General features: G+C 63.9%; 22 protein-coding genes. 19 read left to right on the forward strand and 3 right to left on the reverse strand.

Annotated features, from left to right (window positions below; all coding sequences use genetic code 11):
• Both rplE and CH249_RS27010 read left to right on the forward strand, forming a co-directional pair.
• Entirely contained in the window at positions 1–573 is a 573-nt protein-coding gene (gene rplE / locus CH249_RS27005) for a 50S ribosomal protein L5 (RefSeq protein WP_008718275.1), read from the forward strand.
• A gap of 4 nt (positions 574–577) precedes the next feature.
• Positions 578–763: a type Z 30S ribosomal protein S14 gene (locus CH249_RS27010; RefSeq protein WP_008718273.1), complete on the forward strand. Its 186-nt coding sequence runs from the start codon at positions 578–580 to the stop codon at positions 761–763.
• Positions 764–855: 92 nt separating this feature from the next.
• Here the strand turns inward: CH249_RS27010 and CH249_RS27015 are convergent, their stop codons facing one another.
• On the reverse strand, positions 856–1,554 hold the full coding sequence (locus CH249_RS27015) for a hypothetical protein (RefSeq protein ID WP_094683656.1): 699 nt from the start codon (positions 1,552–1,554) through the stop codon (positions 856–858).
• Position 1,555: 1 nt separating this feature from the next.
• Complete coding sequence (locus CH249_RS27020; protein ID WP_094683657.1) at positions 1,556–2,923, reverse strand: glutamine synthetase family protein; 1,368 nt, start codon at positions 2,921–2,923, stop codon at positions 1,556–1,558.
• 395 nt (positions 2,924–3,318) lie between these two features.
• On the opposite strand from CH249_RS27020, the gene rpsH reads away from it, so the two are divergent.
• The 9 genes from rpsH to map all read left to right on the forward strand — a co-directional run bounded on the left by rpsH (position 3,319) and on the right by map (position 9,006).
• Positions 3,319–3,717: a 30S ribosomal protein S8 gene (gene rpsH / locus CH249_RS27025; protein WP_008718266.1), complete on the forward strand. Its 399-nt coding sequence runs from the start codon at positions 3,319–3,321 to the stop codon at positions 3,715–3,717.
• A gap of 14 nt (positions 3,718–3,731) precedes the next feature.
• The gene (gene rplF, locus CH249_RS27030) at positions 3,732–4,271 is read left to right on the forward strand and encodes a 50S ribosomal protein L6 (RefSeq protein WP_032397535.1); all 540 of its coding nucleotides are present in this window, start codon (positions 3,732–3,734) and stop codon (positions 4,269–4,271) included.
• 1 nt (position 4,272) lies between these two features.
• Complete coding sequence (rplR, locus tag CH249_RS27035) at positions 4,273–4,689, forward strand: 50S ribosomal protein L18 (RefSeq protein WP_032365631.1); 417 nt, start codon at positions 4,273–4,275, stop codon at positions 4,687–4,689.
• A 34-nt stretch (positions 4,690–4,723) separates the two neighbouring features.
• On the forward strand, positions 4,724–5,395 hold the full coding sequence (gene rpsE / locus CH249_RS27040; protein ID WP_032397534.1) for a 30S ribosomal protein S5: 672 nt from the start codon (positions 4,724–4,726) through the stop codon (positions 5,393–5,395).
• Positions 5,395–5,574: a 50S ribosomal protein L30 gene (gene rpmD / locus CH249_RS27045; RefSeq protein ID WP_032397533.1), complete on the forward strand. Its 180-nt coding sequence runs from the start codon at positions 5,395–5,397 to the stop codon at positions 5,572–5,574. Before rpsE ends, rpmD begins: the two co-directional genes overlap by 1 nt.
• Before the next feature lie 2 nt (positions 5,575–5,576).
• A complete protein-coding gene (gene rplO, locus CH249_RS27050; RefSeq protein WP_032397532.1) occupies positions 5,577–6,020 on the forward strand; it encodes a 50S ribosomal protein L15 in 444 nt (147 codons plus the stop codon).
• Positions 6,021–6,335: 315 nt separating this feature from the next.
• Positions 6,336–7,658 (forward strand): preprotein translocase subunit SecY, encoded by a 1,323-nt coding sequence (gene secY, locus CH249_RS27055; protein ID WP_032397531.1) that lies wholly within the window; start codon positions 6,336–6,338, stop codon positions 7,656–7,658.
• On the forward strand, positions 7,655–8,209 hold the full coding sequence (locus CH249_RS27060) for an adenylate kinase (RefSeq protein WP_032397530.1): 555 nt from the start codon (positions 7,655–7,657) through the stop codon (positions 8,207–8,209). The genes secY and CH249_RS27060 overlap by 4 nt, the downstream gene beginning before the upstream one ends.
• Positions 8,209–9,006: a type I methionyl aminopeptidase gene (gene map / locus CH249_RS27065; protein ID WP_032397529.1), complete on the forward strand. Its 798-nt coding sequence runs from the start codon at positions 8,209–8,211 to the stop codon at positions 9,004–9,006. The genes CH249_RS27060 and map overlap by 1 nt, the downstream gene beginning before the upstream one ends.
• Before the next feature lie 2 nt (positions 9,007–9,008).
• Here the strand turns inward: map and CH249_RS27070 are convergent, their stop codons facing one another.
• A complete protein-coding gene (locus tag CH249_RS27070) occupies positions 9,009–9,902 on the reverse strand; it encodes a glycosyltransferase family 2 protein (RefSeq protein WP_179272929.1) in 894 nt (297 codons plus the stop codon).
• 347 nt (positions 9,903–10,249) lie between these two features.
• On the opposite strand from CH249_RS27070, the gene infA reads away from it, so the two are divergent.
• From infA to truA, 8 genes are all read left to right on the forward strand, one after another.
• Positions 10,250–10,471 (forward strand): translation initiation factor IF-1, encoded by a 222-nt coding sequence (infA, locus tag CH249_RS27075; protein ID WP_005140011.1) that lies wholly within the window; start codon positions 10,250–10,252, stop codon positions 10,469–10,471.
• An 89-nt stretch (positions 10,472–10,560) separates the two neighbouring features.
• Positions 10,561–10,674: a 50S ribosomal protein L36 gene (gene rpmJ, locus CH249_RS27080; protein ID WP_025347279.1), complete on the forward strand. Its 114-nt coding sequence runs from the start codon at positions 10,561–10,563 to the stop codon at positions 10,672–10,674.
• A gap of 204 nt (positions 10,675–10,878) precedes the next feature.
• Complete coding sequence (gene rpsM / locus CH249_RS27085) at positions 10,879–11,253, forward strand: 30S ribosomal protein S13 (protein ID WP_008718227.1); 375 nt, start codon at positions 10,879–10,881, stop codon at positions 11,251–11,253.
• Positions 11,253–11,666, forward strand: coding sequence for a 30S ribosomal protein S11 (gene rpsK, locus CH249_RS27090; RefSeq protein WP_027496331.1), 414 nt, complete (start codon positions 11,253–11,255; stop codon positions 11,664–11,666). Before rpsM ends, rpsK begins: the two co-directional genes overlap by 1 nt.
• A gap of 21 nt (positions 11,667–11,687) precedes the next feature.
• Positions 11,688–12,293, forward strand: coding sequence for a 30S ribosomal protein S4 (gene rpsD / locus CH249_RS27095; protein WP_032397528.1), 606 nt, complete (start codon positions 11,688–11,690; stop codon positions 12,291–12,293).
• 99 nt (positions 12,294–12,392) lie between these two features.
• Complete coding sequence (locus CH249_RS27100; protein ID WP_008718222.1) at positions 12,393–13,457, forward strand: DNA-directed RNA polymerase subunit alpha; 1,065 nt, start codon at positions 12,393–12,395, stop codon at positions 13,455–13,457.
• Between the two features lie 34 nt (positions 13,458–13,491).
• Entirely contained in the window at positions 13,492–14,079 is a 588-nt protein-coding gene (gene rplQ / locus CH249_RS27105) for a 50S ribosomal protein L17 (protein WP_032397527.1), read from the forward strand.
• Positions 14,080–14,084: 5 nt separating this feature from the next.
• Positions 14,085–14,975: a tRNA pseudouridine(38-40) synthase TruA gene (truA, locus tag CH249_RS27110; RefSeq protein WP_094683658.1), complete on the forward strand. Its 891-nt coding sequence runs from the start codon at positions 14,085–14,087 to the stop codon at positions 14,973–14,975.
• Positions 14,976–15,003: the final 28 nt, after the last annotated feature.

Raw genomic sequence — 15,003 nt, forward strand, 5'->3', positions numbered from 1 at the left:
ATGACTACCACCGAAAACATCGCGGGCGAACAGCCCCGCCTCAAGGCGCGCTACCGCGCCGAGATCAAAGACGCCCTGAACACCGAATTTGCATACGAGAACGTCATGCAGATCCCCGGCATCGTCAAGGTCGTCGTCAACATGGGTGTCGGCGACGCCGCCCGTGACGCCAAGCTGATCAACGGTGCAGTTGCCGACCTCGCTGCCATCACCGGCCAGAAGCCGGAGATCCGCAAGGCACGCAAGTCCATCGCACAGTTCAAGCTGCGCGAAGGAATGCCCATCGGCGCACGCGTCACCCTCCGTGGCGACCGCATGTGGGAGTTCCTCGACCGTCTGGTCTCCATTGCCCTTCCCCGAATCAGGGACTTCCGCGGCCTCTCGGGCACGCAGTTCGACGGCAACGGAAACTACACGTTCGGCCTCAACGAGCAGTCGATGTTCCACGAGATCGACGTGGACAAGATCGATCGTCCGCGCGGCATGGACATCACCGTAGTAACCACCGCAACCAACAACGAAGAAGGCCGCGCGCTGCTCAAGCACCTCGGCTTCCCGTTCAAGGAGAACTGAGTCCATGGCGAAGAAGGCATTGGTCAACAAGGCCAACAAGAAGCCGAAGTTCGCGGTGCGTGCATACACTCGCTGCAACCGCTGCGGCCGTCCCCATTCCGTGTTCCGCAAGTTCGGCCTCTGCCGTATCTGCGTGCGCGAGATGGCACACGCCGGAGAGCTTCCCGGAGTTCGCAAGAGCTCCTGGTGATCTGAGGCTTCCGGGCTTCACCACACCACGCTGATGGGCGTGGGTTCCGAAAGGAACCCACGCCCATTTCGCGTTTGCTCAGGCCTCCCGTCTCAGACCGACCACACGTCGTTTCGTAGATCGAGTGACCGAGTCAGATCCAGTGCGGCAGAACGGTCGTCGTTGTCGACGAGAAGGAGAAGGCCACGTTCGGACATTGCAGACGCGAGAGTGTCGGTGGGAACGGTTCGACATCCGGCCGGCATGCCCGCGACTCCGAGCTCTCGATAGGTATCGGCAATCGCAACCACGTCCTCGACGGTGTCCATTCCCAGGACGGTCACGAAATGTCCTACGCTCCAATCGAATTCGGTCAGGTTCTCGGTGTGCACATTCGCAACCAGGCCGAACCGGAACTGCACGTCGGCCAGGCGGGTCAGGAGCAGGCGGAGCCCGTCGGAACCGGGCCCCACGATCGGAACCACCACGACGCGTCCTTCGGTCGCCGTCTCGATGCCCGTCGCAAGACCTGTCGCTGTGGTCCCGGCCGCATCGATCGATGCAGCCCTCGGTAGGCAATCCCACCCGTCGGTGATCCGGGGCGTTCCGGGCGGACGGGCCGCGACGGTCTCGCCCGGCCAGATCGCGGATCCCGATGCGATCGCCAGTGCAGTCACGTCCGGTGCGTCGTCGCCCACGACGGCCGTCGACGCTATCGATGCCGAGAACGGTCCGCAGAGCTGATCCGGTTGTGGCAGAGCGCTGTCGAGGGCAGAGACGATTGCGCCGACGCCGGGGAACTGTCGCAGCATGTCAGTAGATCCAGCGCAGTGATTCGAGCAGTTCGTCCTCGGTGTGGCTCTCCGCCCACGCCGCATCGGCGTCCCGGCAGGCAACGAACGCGCCCAGAAGGTCTTCGCCCAACACGTCTGTGACCAGCGCCGACGACAGTAGGTTCTCCCGTTGTCGGGCATGGGTCGTCGCGAGTGGGGAGATACCGGCGGCGTCGCGACGGGCATCGTCCCAGCCGCCCACATCCTCCTGAACCGGTGGCGACAACGTCGCCGACTCGGCCACTCCCGACATGCCGGCCGCGATGGTGACGGCAAGCGCCAGATACGGATTGGCGGAAGCGTCGCACGCCTTCAACTCGACGTTGGTGTGATCGGGACCGAGTAGGGCAGAACCGGGTACGAGCCGCACTGCCGCTTCGCGGTTCTCGACGCCCCAGAACCCGAAGGCGCCGGCCCAGTATCCGGGTCGACGTCGGAGCAAGGATCCCGAACTCGGTGCGGTGACGGCAGTGAGTCCCGGCAGCTCTCGAACCAGGCCCGCGATGTACGACTGCCCGGTCCCCGACAATCCATGCTCTCCGTCTCCGGTGAGAGCGTTGTGCCCGTCGCGAACCAGTGACGTGTGCAGGTGCCATCCGTTGCCTGCACTGCTGGACGAGGGCAGGGGAGCGAAGCTCGCCCGCAGGCCGTGAGCTTTGGCGGCAGAGTGGATCGTCTGCCGCGCGAGAACTTGCGCATCGGCTGCAGCAAGGGGATCGAGTGGTGCGAGCGCGATCTCGATTTGGGACATGCCGTACTCGGCATGAATCTGACCGATGCTCACACCGTTCGCAGACAGGGCGTGCAGCAGCGATACGACGAATTCGTCGACATCGCGGAGCGCGTTGGCGGAGTAGGCAGGTCCTCGATGGGCGGACAGTCCGTCCGATTCCCGGGTCAGGGCGAACTCGATCTCGAATCCGGCCCGTACCTCGAAACCGGCATCGGACGCCTTCTGCACCTGCCGCTCGAGAACAGCGCGTTGGTCGTAGGGCCAGGGAGAGCCGTCCGCGGAGAGCTGCCTGCCGTGTACCCAGGCAAGCCCCGGTTGGCCGGCAAGTGGAACCACGCTCGACGCGTTGTCGATCACCGGAATCAACCGAACATCGCCGGACGGCGTCGACAATCCCTCGTGAGCGAAGGTGATCCCGTCGTGCGAATCGAACACCGCGAACACCGCGGTGACTCCTACGCCGCGACGTGCGACGGCGGTCAGTTCTGCGGTGGGCACGGTGCGTGATCGGACGATGCCGTTGTTGTCGACCCACCCGATCGTCACCCCGGCGATGGTGCGGTCACGCAGAGTGTGGGTGAGGTGATCGATGTCGACTGCCTTCGAGTCCGTCATGGTCCGACGTTAGCGAAGAAGTGGACGCCGGGGTGTCCGACTGGACCCGAGCCGTCGCGCAATGGTAAGGCGATTTGGTCTTCGGGTGCGCGATGCCTACACTAGAGCGGTTGCCCGGGCTTCGTCGTGCCTGCACGCGAGTCCTTGCAATGAAAACGCAACCTCGAGTTCTCCGTACGTCAGCATCGAAATGCGGAAGCTCGAAACACCTGGCAGTGCAGCGATGCATTGCTTGGAGCGCAACCCCTGACCGGCAACAGTCGGTCAGGACATGTTCACTTCGTTGTAGGCCCACGATGTGACGAGCCAGGCCCGCCGGGTTTTCGAGAATCCAGGGGCACCAGCTCGCGCGTGCTGCATGGGAACCGCTGCGAGAAAGGTGCACAGGTCACACCATGACGATGACCGATCCAATTGCAGACTTCTTGACCCGTCTGCGCAACGCCAATTCGGCGTACCACGACGAGGTGAAGCTTCCCCACTCGAAGCTCAAGGCGAACATCGCCGAGATCCTCAAGCGCGAGGGCTACATCTCCGACTACCGCACGGAAGACGCCGAGGTGGGCAAGACCCTCATCGTCGATCTGAAGTACGGCCCGAGCCGTGAGCGCAGCCTCGCCGGCGTGCGACGCGTCTCCAAGCCCGGTCTCCGGGTATACGCAAAATCCACCAATCTGCCCAAGGTTCTCGGCGGCCTGGGCGTGGCGATCATCTCCACGTCCACAGGTCTGCTCACGGAGCGTCAGGCGGCCAAGCAGGGTGTGGGCGGAGAAGTCCTCGCCTACGTCTGGTAGGGGAGGCCACCACCATGTCACGTATTGGAAAATTGCCGGTACCGGTCCCCGCTGGAGTCGATATCACCATCGACGGCCAGAACGTTGCGGTCAAGGGCCCCAAGGGTGCCCTGAGCCTGACGGTCGCCGAGCCCATCCAGATCGCTCGCGCCGACGACGGCACCATCGCCGTCACCCGGCCCGATGACGAGCGCAAGAGCCGTGCACTGCACGGACTCTCGCGCACTCTCGTCGCGAACCTCATCACCGGTGTCACCAACGGTTACACCAACAAGATGGAGATTCACGGCGTCGGTTACCGCGTCGTACTCAAGGGCAAGGACCTCGAGTTCGCACTCGGTTACAGCCATCCCGTGCTGATCGAAGCACCCGAGGGCATCACGTTCACGGTCGAGTCGCCCACGCGATTCACCGTTGTCGGCATCGACAAGCAGAAGGTCGGTCAGATCTCTGCCAACATTCGTCGTCTGCGGCGTCCGGACCCGTACAAGGGCAAGGGCATCCGCTACGAGGGTGAAGTGATCCGCCGCAAGGTCGGAAAGACGGGTAAGTGATATGAGCCAGCAAACAGCAGACAAGGCGAACGTCGTCAAGCGCACTCCGCGTGGCACCGACGTCTCGACGAAGCGTCGCCTGTCGAAGGCACGTCGTCACTTCCGCCTTCGCAAGAAGATCTCCGGCACGCCCGAGCGTCCCCGCTTGGTCGTCAACCGGTCCTCGCGTCACATCCACGTGCAGTTGATCGACGACCTCGCCGGCCACACGCTGGCCAGCGCGTCGAGCATCGAAGCCGATGTGCGCGCCCTCGAGGGCGACAAGAAGGCCGTCAGTGCGAAGGTCGGCGAGCTCATCGCCAGCCGCGCGAAGGCAGCAGGCGTCGAGGCAGTCGTGTTCGACCGCGGCGGCAACAACTACAGCGGCCGCATCGCGGCACTCGCAGACGCAGCCCGTGAAGGCGGGTTGACGTTCTGATGATGACAATGACTGACAACGGAAGGACAGCCTGATGCCGGGACGTCAACGGCGTGACGGCGGAAGCGGCCCCGCCGGACAGAACAGTGGCCCCAACGCAGGTGGCGACAACAACCAGCGCGGCGACAACCGCGGTGGCGGTCGTGACCGTCGTGACAACGGCCGTGGCGGCAACGCTGCGGACAAGTCGAACTTCATCGAGAAGGTCGTCACGATCAACCGCGTCTCCAAGGTGGTCAAGGGTGGTCGACGCTTCAGCTTCACCGCCCTCGTCATCGTCGGTGACGGCAACGGACTGGTCGGCGTCGGCTACGGCAAGGCCAAGGAAGTTCCCGCGGCCATCCAGAAGGGTGTCGAGGAGGCTCGCAAGAGCTTCTTCCGCGTCCCGATGATCGCCGGCACCATCACGCACCCCATCCAGGGCGAAGCCGCAGCAGGCGTCGTCATGTTGCGTCCGGCCAGTGCCGGTACCGGCGTCATCGCCGGTGGCGCGGTGCGTGCCGTGCTTGAGTGCGCCGGTGTCCACGACGTGCTGTCGAAGTCGCTCGGTAGCGACAACGCCATCAACGTCGTGCACGCGACCGTCGCAGCCCTCAAGGGTCTGCAGCGTCCCGAGGAAGTTGCGGCTCGCCGCGGCCTGACCCTCGAAGAGGTTGCACCCGCCGGAATGCTGCGCGCACGCGCACAGGCAGGAGCGGTGAAGTAATGGCTCAGCTGAAGGTCACCCAGATCAAGAGCACCATCGGCCAGAAGGCGAACCAGCGTGACAGCCTGCGTACTCTCGGGCTCAAGGGCATCCGCCAGACGGTCGTCCGCGAGGACAACCCGCAGAACCGCGGACTGGTCAACACGGTGCGCCACCTCGTAATCGTTGAGGAGGTCTAACCATGACCATCAAACTGCACCACCTGCGCCCCGCAGCCGGATCCAAGTCGACGAAGATTCGTGTCGGCCGTGGTGAAGGTGGCAAGCGTGGCAAGACCGCAGGTCGCGGTACCAAGGGAACCGGCGCACGCAAGAACGTGCCGGCACGCTTCGAGGGTGGCCAGATGCCCCTTCACATGCGGCTCCCGAAGCTCAAGGGCTTCACCAACCGCAACCGTGTCGTGTTCCAGGTCGTGAACCTGCGCGACATCGAGCGTCTGTTCCCCGAGGGCGGTCAGATCGGTATCCCCGAGCTCATCGCCAAGGGTGCCGTTCGCAAGAACGAGCCCGTCAAGGTTCTCGGCGACGGAAACCTGACCGTGAAGGTCGAGATATCGGCCAACAAGTTCACGGGCTCCGCCAAGGAAAAGATCGCCGCTGCCGGCGGTTCTGCAACCGAGGTATGAGCATTGCTCCGATGCGTTGAGTAGCAGCGCATCGAGCAGCAGTTCGTGACGATGGCCGCAGCCACAGCTCTTGGAGCTGAGCTGCGGCCATCGTTGCCTCGGCACCACGTGCCGTACTCGACCGAACGGACAGGGTCCAACACTGACCGTCGGGCGGTTCGATACGCACTGTTAGAGTTCTAGAGTTCACAGAAGTTCGTTTCGATGCGGGCGATGCATGTCGCCTGCAGTCCATGCTCGTGAGGCTCACAGGAGCGCCGGTTGCGCTCCTGACGAAGCACTCGCAGCGTCAACGCAGTCGTGCCAGGAGGATCTTTGCTTTCCGCCTTCGTGTCGGCCCTCAGGACTCCTGACCTGAGACGGAAGATCCTCTTCACGCTCGGTCTGGTGGCCCTGTATCGCTTCGGTGCCACGCTGCCGTCGCCGGGTGTCGACTACGCCAATGTCCGAGCATGCATCGACCAGGTCTCCGGTGGAGACTCGGCGGGCATCTACTCGCTGATCAACCTGTTCTCCGGTGGAGCGCTCCTCCAGCTCTCGGTGTTCGCGATCGGCATCATGCCGTACATCACCGCCAGCATCATCGTGCAGCTGCTCACCGTCGTCATCCCGAAGTTCGAGGAACTCCGCAAGGAGGGACAGTCGGGGCAGGCCAAGATGACGCAGTACACGCGTTATCTGTCGATCGCGCTGGCCATCCTGCAGGCGACCGGCCTGGTGGCCCTCGCCTCCCGCGGCCAACTTCTTCAGGGTTGCCAGCAGGACATCATCGCCGACCAGAGCATCTTCGGCCTCGTCATCATCGTGCTCGTCATGACCGCAGGTGCAGCCGTCGTGATGTGGTTCGGTGAGGTCATCACCGAGCGCGGCGTCGGCAACGGAATGTCGCTGCTCATCTTCGCCGGAATCGCCTCGCGTATTCCCTCCGAGGGCAACTCGATCCTCGAGAGCCGCGGTGGGCTGGTGTTCGGATTCGTCTGCTTCGCAGCGTTCCTGATCATCACCGGCGTGGTGTTCGTCGAGCAGGGTCAGCGCCGAATTCCCGTCCAGTACGCCAAGCGCATGGTCGGTCGAAAGATGTACGGCGGCTCCTCCACCTACCTTCCGCTCAAGGTCAACCAGGCCGGCGTCATCCCGGTGATCTTCGCGTCCTCGCTGCTGTATCTGCCCAACCTGATCGCCCAGCTCACCTCGGCCAGCACCGCGGTCGATCCGAGCTGGTGGCAGCGCATCATCAACGAGTACCTGGTGAACCCGGCCAACCCGGTGTACATCGCGATCTTCTTCGGTCTGATCGTGTTCTTCACGTACTTCTACGTGGCGATCACGTTCAACCCCGAAGAGCGCGCCGACGAGATGAAGAAGTTCGGCGGGTTCATCCCGGGCATTCGTCCGGGCAAGCCGACCGCCGACTATCTGAACTACGTCCTCAGTCGCATCACGTTGCCGGGCGCGGTCTACCTGGGCACCATCGCCGTGCTCCCGAACCTGTTCCTCGATATCGGCAGTTCGGGTGGAGGACAGAACCTCCCCTTCGGTGGCACCGCCGTGCTGATCATGGTCAGCGTCGGCCTGGATACCGTGAAGCAAATCGAAAGCCAGCTGATGCAGCGTAACTACGAAGGGTTCCTCAAGTGAGACTTGTTCTGCTCGGTCCCCCCGGTGCCGGCAAAGGCACCCAGGCCGTCCTCCTGTCCGAGAAGCTGGGCGTTCCGCACATCTCGACCGGCGACCTGTTTCGCGCGAACATCGGTGAGAAGACGCCGCTCGGACTCGAGGCGAAGAAGTACCTCGATGCAGGCGACCTCGTTCCCAGTGAGCTGACCGTCGACATGGTCCGCAGCCGCCTCTCCGAGCCCGACGCCGTGAACGGCTTCCTGCTCGACGGCTTCCCACGTTCGGTGGGTCAGGCCGAGGCACTGGTCGGCATCCTGGCGGACCTGAACGCGAAGCTCGACGCCGTACTCTCGTTCGTCGTCGACGAGGACGTCGTCGTCGAACGCATGCTCGCGCGTGGACGCGAGGACGACAAGGAAGACGTCATTCGGAACCGACTCAAGGTGTATCGGGACGAGACCGCGCCACTGCTCGATTACTACGAGGGCCAACTCGTGACGGTCGACGCGATCGGTGAGGTGGACGAGGTCAACGCTCGCGCGCTGAAGTCCATCGAGGACCACGGCAAGTAATGGCATTCGGCCGTAAACGGAAGGTCGTGCCGTTTCGCAGTGCCGGCGAACTCGACGCCATGGCTGCGGCCGGCGCGGTCGTCGGCGCTGCTCTGGTGGCAGTGCGGGCAGCGGCGGTTCCCGGTGTCTCGACGCTCGAGCTCGACAGAGTTGCCGAGGCCGTCATCCGTGACGCCGGTGCGGTGCCGTCGTTCCTCGGTTACCACGGCTTCACCGGCAGTATCTGTTCGTCGGTCAACGACCGTGTGGTGCACGGCATTCCGTCGGCGGACGAGCTCCTGGTCGCAGGCGATCTGGTGTCCATCGACTGTGGGGCGGTTCTCGACGGTTGGCACGGAGACTCGGCGTGGACATTCGGTGTCGGCGACATCATCGAAGCCGATGCGATGCTGAGCGAGGCGACGAGGCTGTCGATGGAGGCAGGTATCGCCGCGATGCTTCCCGGCAATCGGCTCACCGACGTCTCGCACGCCATCGAATCCGGAACCCACGCGGCCGAGCAGGCGCACGGCCGCAAGTACGGGATCGTCGACGGATACGGCGGTCATGGCATCGGTCGTGAGATGCACATGGACCCGTTCCTCGCGAACGAGGGTGCGCCGGGTAAGGGACCGGAGTTGGTCGTCGGATCCACTCTGGCAATCGAGCCCATGCTGACCCTCGGCACGTACGACACCGACATTCTCGACGACGGCTGGACGGTCGTGACCACCGACGGATCCCGATCGGCGCACTGGGAACACACCGTTGCCGTCACCGAGGACGGGCCGCGGATCCTGACACTACGACCCAGCTAGGGTCACCAGGCCAGTGATCCGTAGCGTCGGCCGCCGCGGACCAGTCCGAGATGCGCAGCCACCAGACGAAGCCAGAGTCGAGTCGGCATCCTGGTCACTGCAGTGGGAAGCAATGGGTTTCGTACGCCGAGCATCAGCAGGGCGACGGAGATCGTGCGAGCCCGGAAGGGCGGGCAGCCGTGTGCTCGGTGGAGTCCGCGTACGTGAGCCGATCCGTACCCGAGCGCGCCTGCCTGCTTCCAGTTCTCCCGACGTCCGGTGCGAAGTCGGTACGACACCAGTGGTTCGGCGATGAAATGCAGTCGATACCCCGCGTGCTGTGCGCGCCACGAGAACTCCATGTCCTCGCTGGCGTGAACGTACTCGAGCATGCCGTCGAGCTCGACGTAGGTCGATCTGCGGCACGCCATGCTGGCACCGATGGCGAACGGTAGGAATGTCGACTTGCCCTGATCCGAGGGCGGTGCGAACGGTGTCGATGCGCGCGTGGCAGCGGAGTTCAGGGTCTCCGTCTCCAGGCCGGTACCCACGATGTCGTACTCGTCGAGGCCGGCGACGATGCGCCGGAGCCAGTTCGGGTGGACCGCGTCGTCGGCGTCGCAGAAGGCGAGCAGGTCGCTGGGGGCGGCGTCTGCACCTCTGTTACGTGCGAACGATGCGCCCGGGGATCCTGCAGCGTCGACGTACTGCAGGTCGAGCGCTCCACGGAGGCAATGGTTCTCGATGTGTTCGCGAAGGCCGTCGGTCGAGCCGTTGTCGCTGACGATCACCGTGAAGGGATGCTCGTAATCCTGTCGAGCGAGAGCTCGCAGTTGATCGTCGAGAACATCCTTGGAGTTGTGAACCGGAATGATGACGGATACGCCCGGGTTGCCGGCGCGCGTGTCTGAGCTCAAGAGGGGTGCCTCGTGGTCGTCGTCGCGGACACGGCCGCCGCTGCGAGGGCAGGCGGGACGGCCCGTGTTGTGCGGCTGGGATACAGCCGGGCAGAACGCTAGCTCAGGAAATCGAACTGGGGCAACCGTTGACCCGGAGCATGGATGCGGAACGCATTTGGCCAGACGTGCATTACCCGGTAACATGGATCGACGGTGCGCCCTGCGTACCGGATGTTCGCGTGCCCTGGTGGCCTGCGAACCGTTCCGGCGACACGTCGGCCCGTCGATTCGGGTCGGTCAGTGGGCACCACGGTAACGGAAACAGATGCAATCAACCAGGTGTGAGAGCCAGGATCGCGGAGGATATGGCCAAGAAAGACGGTGCTATCGAGGTAGAGGGCCGAGTTGTCGAACCGCTGCCCAATGCGATGTTTCGCATTGAGCTCGAAAACGGCCACAAGGTACTCGCTCACATCAGCGGAAAGATGCGTCAGCACTACATTCGCATCCTTCCCGAGGATCGCGTCGTGGTAGAGCTCTCGCCCTACGACCTCACGCGTGGACGCATCGTTTACCGCTACAAGTAAGAGCTTCCCCGGCCACGTCCGGTCGGGGGGAACCATGCTCGGAGCCGCTGCCTGCAGTGGGGCCGAGCTACACACAGGAGATCAACGACGTGAAGGTTCAGCCGAGCGTCAAGAAGATCTGCGAAAAGTGCAAGGTGATTCGTCGTAACGGGCGCGTCATGGTGATCTGCGACAACCTGCGTCACAAGCAGCGTCAGGGATAACCACCGAGCATTTCGCACGTCGGCTTGGCAACAGCTAGAAGATGACCTCCCAGCACCAACCGCGACACACGCGTTGCGGCATACCCCCGGCACGGAGGCCGGGGCCCCACTGAGTTTGTTGAAAGACGCTTCACACCCCAGCGGTGAGAAGGACACAGGGGACGGACTGGGAGCAGACCTCCGGACAAGAAAAGGAAATGCCACATGGCACGTCTCGCAGGTGTGGATCTGCCGCGCGAAAAGCGCATGGAGATCGCACTGACTTACATCTACGGCGTCGGCCGTACCCGCTCGAAGGAAATCCTCACAGCGACGGGCGTCAGCCCCGACCTGCGAAGCAAGGATCTCGGCGACGACGATCTGCGCAAGCTCAGCGATTACATCAACGAGTCCCTCAAGGTCGAGGGCGACCTGCGCCGCGAGGTTCAGGCCGACATCCGCCGCAAGATCGAAATCGGCTGCTACCAGGGTCTTCGCCACCGTCGTGGTCTGCCCGTCCGTGGACAGCGCACCAAGACCAATGCGCGTACCCGTAAGGGACCCAAGCGCACCATTGCCGGCAAGAAGAAGGCGAAGTAATGCCCCCCAAAGCACGCGGTACCGGTCCGAAGAAGGCGCAGAAGACGCGTCGCAGGGACAAGAAGAACGTCCCGCACGGATCTGCGCACATCAAGAGCACGTTCAACAACACGATCGTGTCGATCACCGACCCCGCCGGAAACGTCATCTCGTGGGCGTCCTCGGGACACGTGGGCTTCAAGGGCTCGCGCAAGTCGACTCCGTTCGCCGCACAGCTCGCAGCCGAGAACGCTGCGCGCAAGGCACAGGAGCACGGCGTCAAGAAGGTCGACGTGTTCGTCAAGGGTCCCGGCTCCGGCCGTGAGACCGCGATCCGCTCGCTTCAGGCCGCTGGCCTCGAGGTCGGCACCATCTCCGATGTCACCCCTCAGCCGCACAACGGCTGCCGTCCGCCCAAGCGGCGTCGGGTCTAGCGGGAAGGAAAGGTTTAGAAAATGGCACGTTATACCGGTCCTATCACCCGCAAGTCGCGTCGTCTGCGCGTCGACCTCGTCGGAGGCGACCAGGCGTTCGAGCGTCGTCCCTACCCGCCCGGCCAGCACGGCCGCGCGCGGATCAAGGAGAGCGAGTACCTGCTCCAGCTGCAGGAGAAGCAGAAGGCTCGCTTCACCTACGGCGTCATGGAGAAGCAGTTCCGTCTGTACTACAAGGAAGCCAACAGGACCGTCGGCAAGACCGGCGAGAACCTGCTGACCATCCTCGAGAGTCGTCTCGACAACGTCGTCTACCGCGCCGGACTGGCACGTACGCGTCGTCAGGCCCGTCAGCTGGTCACGCACGGTCACTTCCTGGTGAACAACAAGCGCGTCGACATCCCCAGCTACCGCGTCTCGCAGTACGACATCATCGACGTCCGTGAGAAGTCGGCTCAGACACTGCCGATCCAGATCGCCCGCGAAAGCTACGGCGACCGTCCCGTCGCCCCGTGGCTGCAGGTCGTTCCCAACCGTCTTCGCATCCTGGTTCACAGGTTGCCGGAGCGCGCACAGATCGACGTGCCGCTCCAGGAGCAGCTCATCGTCGAGTACTACTCGAAGTAAGGCGCGGCACGCATGTGAGTCTCCCCGCGAGGCTCACATGCGTCTTCGCCTCCACACGTGGGCGTCAAATAGCGGACGCCCGTACAGGAGGAACACACAATGCTCATTTCACAGCGCCCGACGCTGACCGAAGAGGTCATCGCCGACAACCGCTCGAAATTCGTCATCGAGCCGCTCGAGCCCGGCTTCGGTTACACACTCGGCAACTCGCTCCGCCGCACCCTGCTGTCGTCGATCCCCGGCGCTGCTGTCACCAGCATCCGTATCGACGGCGTCCTCCACGAATTCACCACCGTCCCCGGAGTCAAGGAAGATGTCACCGACATCATCCTGAACCTCAAGGGCCTCGTGGTGAGCTCCGAAGAAGACGAACCGGTCACCATGTACGTCCGCAAGCAGGGCCCAGGCGCCGTGACCGCAGGCGACATCGTGCCTCCGGCCGGCGTCACGGTGAACAACCCCGATCTGCACATCGCGACCCTGAACGACAAGGGCAAGTTGGAGATCGAGCTCGTCGTCGAGCGCGGTCGCGGCTACGTCCCCGCCGTTCAGAACAAGGCATCGGGTGCCGAGATCGGCCGTATTCCGGTCGACTCGATCTACTCGCCCGTGCTCAAGGTCACCTACAAGGTGGAGGCCACCCGCGTCGAACAGCGCACCGACTTCGATCGGCTCGTTCTCGATGTGGAGACCAAGAATTCCATCACCGCGCGGGACGCGCTCGCTTCGGCGGGCAAGACCCTGGTTGAGCTCTTCGGCCTCGCCCGTGAGCTGAACGTCGAAGCAGAAGGCATCGAGATCGGACCCTCGCCCGCCGAGGCCGATCACATCGCTTCCTTCGGACTCCCCATCGAGGATCTGGACCTCACCGTCCGGTCCTACAACTGCCTCAAGCGCGAGGGTGTTCACACCGTCGGCGAGCTGGTTGGTCGTACCGAGTCCGATCTGCTCGACATCCGTAACTTCGGGCAGAAGTCCATCGACGAGGTGAAGGTCAAGCTGCATTCGCTCGGCCTCTCCCTCAAGGACAGCCCCGCGTCGTTCGATCCGAGCACCGTGCCTGGCTACGACGCCACCACGGGCACGTGGAGTGACACCGACGCCGGCTCCTTCAGCGACACCGAAGGTGCCGAGCAGGACTACGCCGAGACAGAACAGCTGTAATCAGCTCGCTGGAGCTCTTACTAGGAGATTCATCATGCCCAAGCCCACCAAGGGCCGCCGTCTCGGCGGGTCGGCGTCGCACCAGAAGGCCATCCTGGCCAACCTGGCGACGTCACTCTTCGAGCACGGCCGCATCACCACCACCGAGTCGAAGGCCAAGCGCCTTCGTCCGCACGCCGAGAAGCTCGTCACCCACGCCAAAAAGGGTGACCTGGCGCATCGTCGTGAGGTTCTCAAGACGATCAACAACAAAGATGTCGTGCACAAGCTGTTCGCCGAGATCGGGCCTTTCTTCGCCGATCGCGACGGTGGCTACACACGCATCATCAAGACCGTCCCCCGCAAGGGTGACAACTCGCCGATGGCCATCATCGAGCTCGTCAACGAGCAGACGGTGTCCAACGAGGCAGATCGCGCACGCCGCGTGAAGGCTTCGCAGGCTGCTCCCGCCGCAACCGAGGCTCCGGCCGAGGACGCGACCGACGAGAACGTCGTCGAGGCTGTCGAAGCCGACGCGACCGACGCCGAGGTGGCCAACGCCGACGCAGTCATCGACGGCATCGAGGACAACGACGCACACGCGTCGGACGCCCCCGAGGCCGAGGAAGCAAAGAAGGACTAGTCCTTTTGAGCTCCGAGCACGATCGAAGCGGGCCCGCCATTCCCTCAGGGGAAGGCGGGCCCGCTTTTTCGGTACCGACCAGATTTCGGCTCGACATCTCCTACGACGGCACGCACTTCTCCGGGTGGGCGCGTCAACCGGGCATCCGCACCGTCTGCGGAGTGCTCGAGGAAGCCTTCACCACGGTGTTGCGGCAGCCGATCGAGCTGACCGTGGCGGGCCGAACCGACGCGGGAGTCCACGCAACGGGTCAGGTGGCGCACTTCGATGCCGTCGACGTTTCGGACGATCACGACAGGCTGGTCCGGCGAATGGCCCGGTTTCTGCCCACCGATGTTCGAGTGCGAGCCATCAGCACCGTCTCCTCTGATTTCGACGCGCGGTTCTCGGCGTACCGCAGGCACTACGAGTACCGATTCGGCACGGCGCTCTACGGCGTCGACCCCCTCGACGTGGCCGGTGTCGTCTCGTGGCCGAGGCCCATCGATCTCGGTGCGGTGCAGGAGGCATCCGCGAGATTGATCGGTCTGCACGATTTCGCCGCGTTCTGCAAGCGACGTGACGGGGCGACCACCGTTCGAGAACTGCAGCGGTTCGACTGGGAGCGCGACGGCGATCGACTCACCGCGTACGTCAGTGCCGACGCATTCTGCTGGTCGATGGTCCGCAGTCTCGTCGGTGCCATGCAGGCCGTGGGGGAAGGTCGGCGAACTCCCGACTGGGCGCAGTCGCTGTTGACGCGCCGCGAGAGAGCGAGCGAGGTGGCCGTGGCTCCGGCGCACGGCTTGTCCTTGGTTCGAGTCGACTATCCACCGGCCGACGAACTGGCCGCCCGGAACGCGGCCACCCGCGAGGTGAGATCGGCGATCACCGGTTGCTGTGGGGGAGAGGGCTGACCGAACGCCCCCGGGTCTACTGTCGGAG

It is taken from the genome of Rhodococcus sp. 05-2255-3B1, assembly GCF_002258545.1.
GTDB lineage: Bacteria > Actinomycetota > Actinomycetes > Mycobacteriales > Mycobacteriaceae > Rhodococcoides.

What these genes read in the sequence shown, in the direction of transcription:
- rplE (WP_008718275.1), top strand. Translation starts at nt 1, where the DNA reads ATGACTACCACCGAAAACATCGCGGGCGAACAGCCCCGCCTCAAGGCG.
- CH249_RS27010 (WP_008718273.1), top strand. Translation starts at nt 578, where the DNA reads ATGGCGAAGAAGGCATTGGTCAACAAGGCCAACAAGAAGCCGAAGTTC.
- CH249_RS27015 (WP_094683656.1), bottom strand. Translation starts at nt 1,554, where the DNA reads ATGCTGCGACAGTTCCCCGGCGTCGGCGCAATCGTCTCTGCCCTCGAC.
- CH249_RS27020 (WP_094683657.1), bottom strand. Translation starts at nt 2,923, where the DNA reads ATGACGGACTCGAAGGCAGTCGACATCGATCACCTCACCCACACTCTG.
- rpsH (WP_008718266.1), top strand. Translation starts at nt 3,319, where the DNA reads ATGACGATGACCGATCCAATTGCAGACTTCTTGACCCGTCTGCGCAAC.
- rplF (WP_032397535.1), top strand. Translation starts at nt 3,732, where the DNA reads ATGTCACGTATTGGAAAATTGCCGGTACCGGTCCCCGCTGGAGTCGAT.
- rplR (WP_032365631.1), top strand. Translation starts at nt 4,273, where the DNA reads ATGAGCCAGCAAACAGCAGACAAGGCGAACGTCGTCAAGCGCACTCCG.
- rpsE (WP_032397534.1), top strand. Translation starts at nt 4,724, where the DNA reads ATGCCGGGACGTCAACGGCGTGACGGCGGAAGCGGCCCCGCCGGACAG.
- rpmD (WP_032397533.1), top strand. Translation starts at nt 5,395, where the DNA reads ATGGCTCAGCTGAAGGTCACCCAGATCAAGAGCACCATCGGCCAGAAG.
- rplO (WP_032397532.1), top strand. Translation starts at nt 5,577, where the DNA reads ATGACCATCAAACTGCACCACCTGCGCCCCGCAGCCGGATCCAAGTCG.
- map (WP_032397529.1), top strand. Translation starts at nt 8,209, where the DNA reads ATGGCATTCGGCCGTAAACGGAAGGTCGTGCCGTTTCGCAGTGCCGGC.
- infA (WP_005140011.1), top strand. Translation starts at nt 10,250, where the DNA reads ATGGCCAAGAAAGACGGTGCTATCGAGGTAGAGGGCCGAGTTGTCGAA.
- rpsM (WP_008718227.1), top strand. Translation starts at nt 10,879, where the DNA reads ATGGCACGTCTCGCAGGTGTGGATCTGCCGCGCGAAAAGCGCATGGAG.
- rpsK (WP_027496331.1), top strand. Translation starts at nt 11,253, where the DNA reads ATGCCCCCCAAAGCACGCGGTACCGGTCCGAAGAAGGCGCAGAAGACG.
- rpsD (WP_032397528.1), top strand. Translation starts at nt 11,688, where the DNA reads ATGGCACGTTATACCGGTCCTATCACCCGCAAGTCGCGTCGTCTGCGC.
- CH249_RS27100 (WP_008718222.1), top strand. Translation starts at nt 12,393, where the DNA reads ATGCTCATTTCACAGCGCCCGACGCTGACCGAAGAGGTCATCGCCGAC.
- rplQ (WP_032397527.1), top strand. Translation starts at nt 13,492, where the DNA reads ATGCCCAAGCCCACCAAGGGCCGCCGTCTCGGCGGGTCGGCGTCGCAC.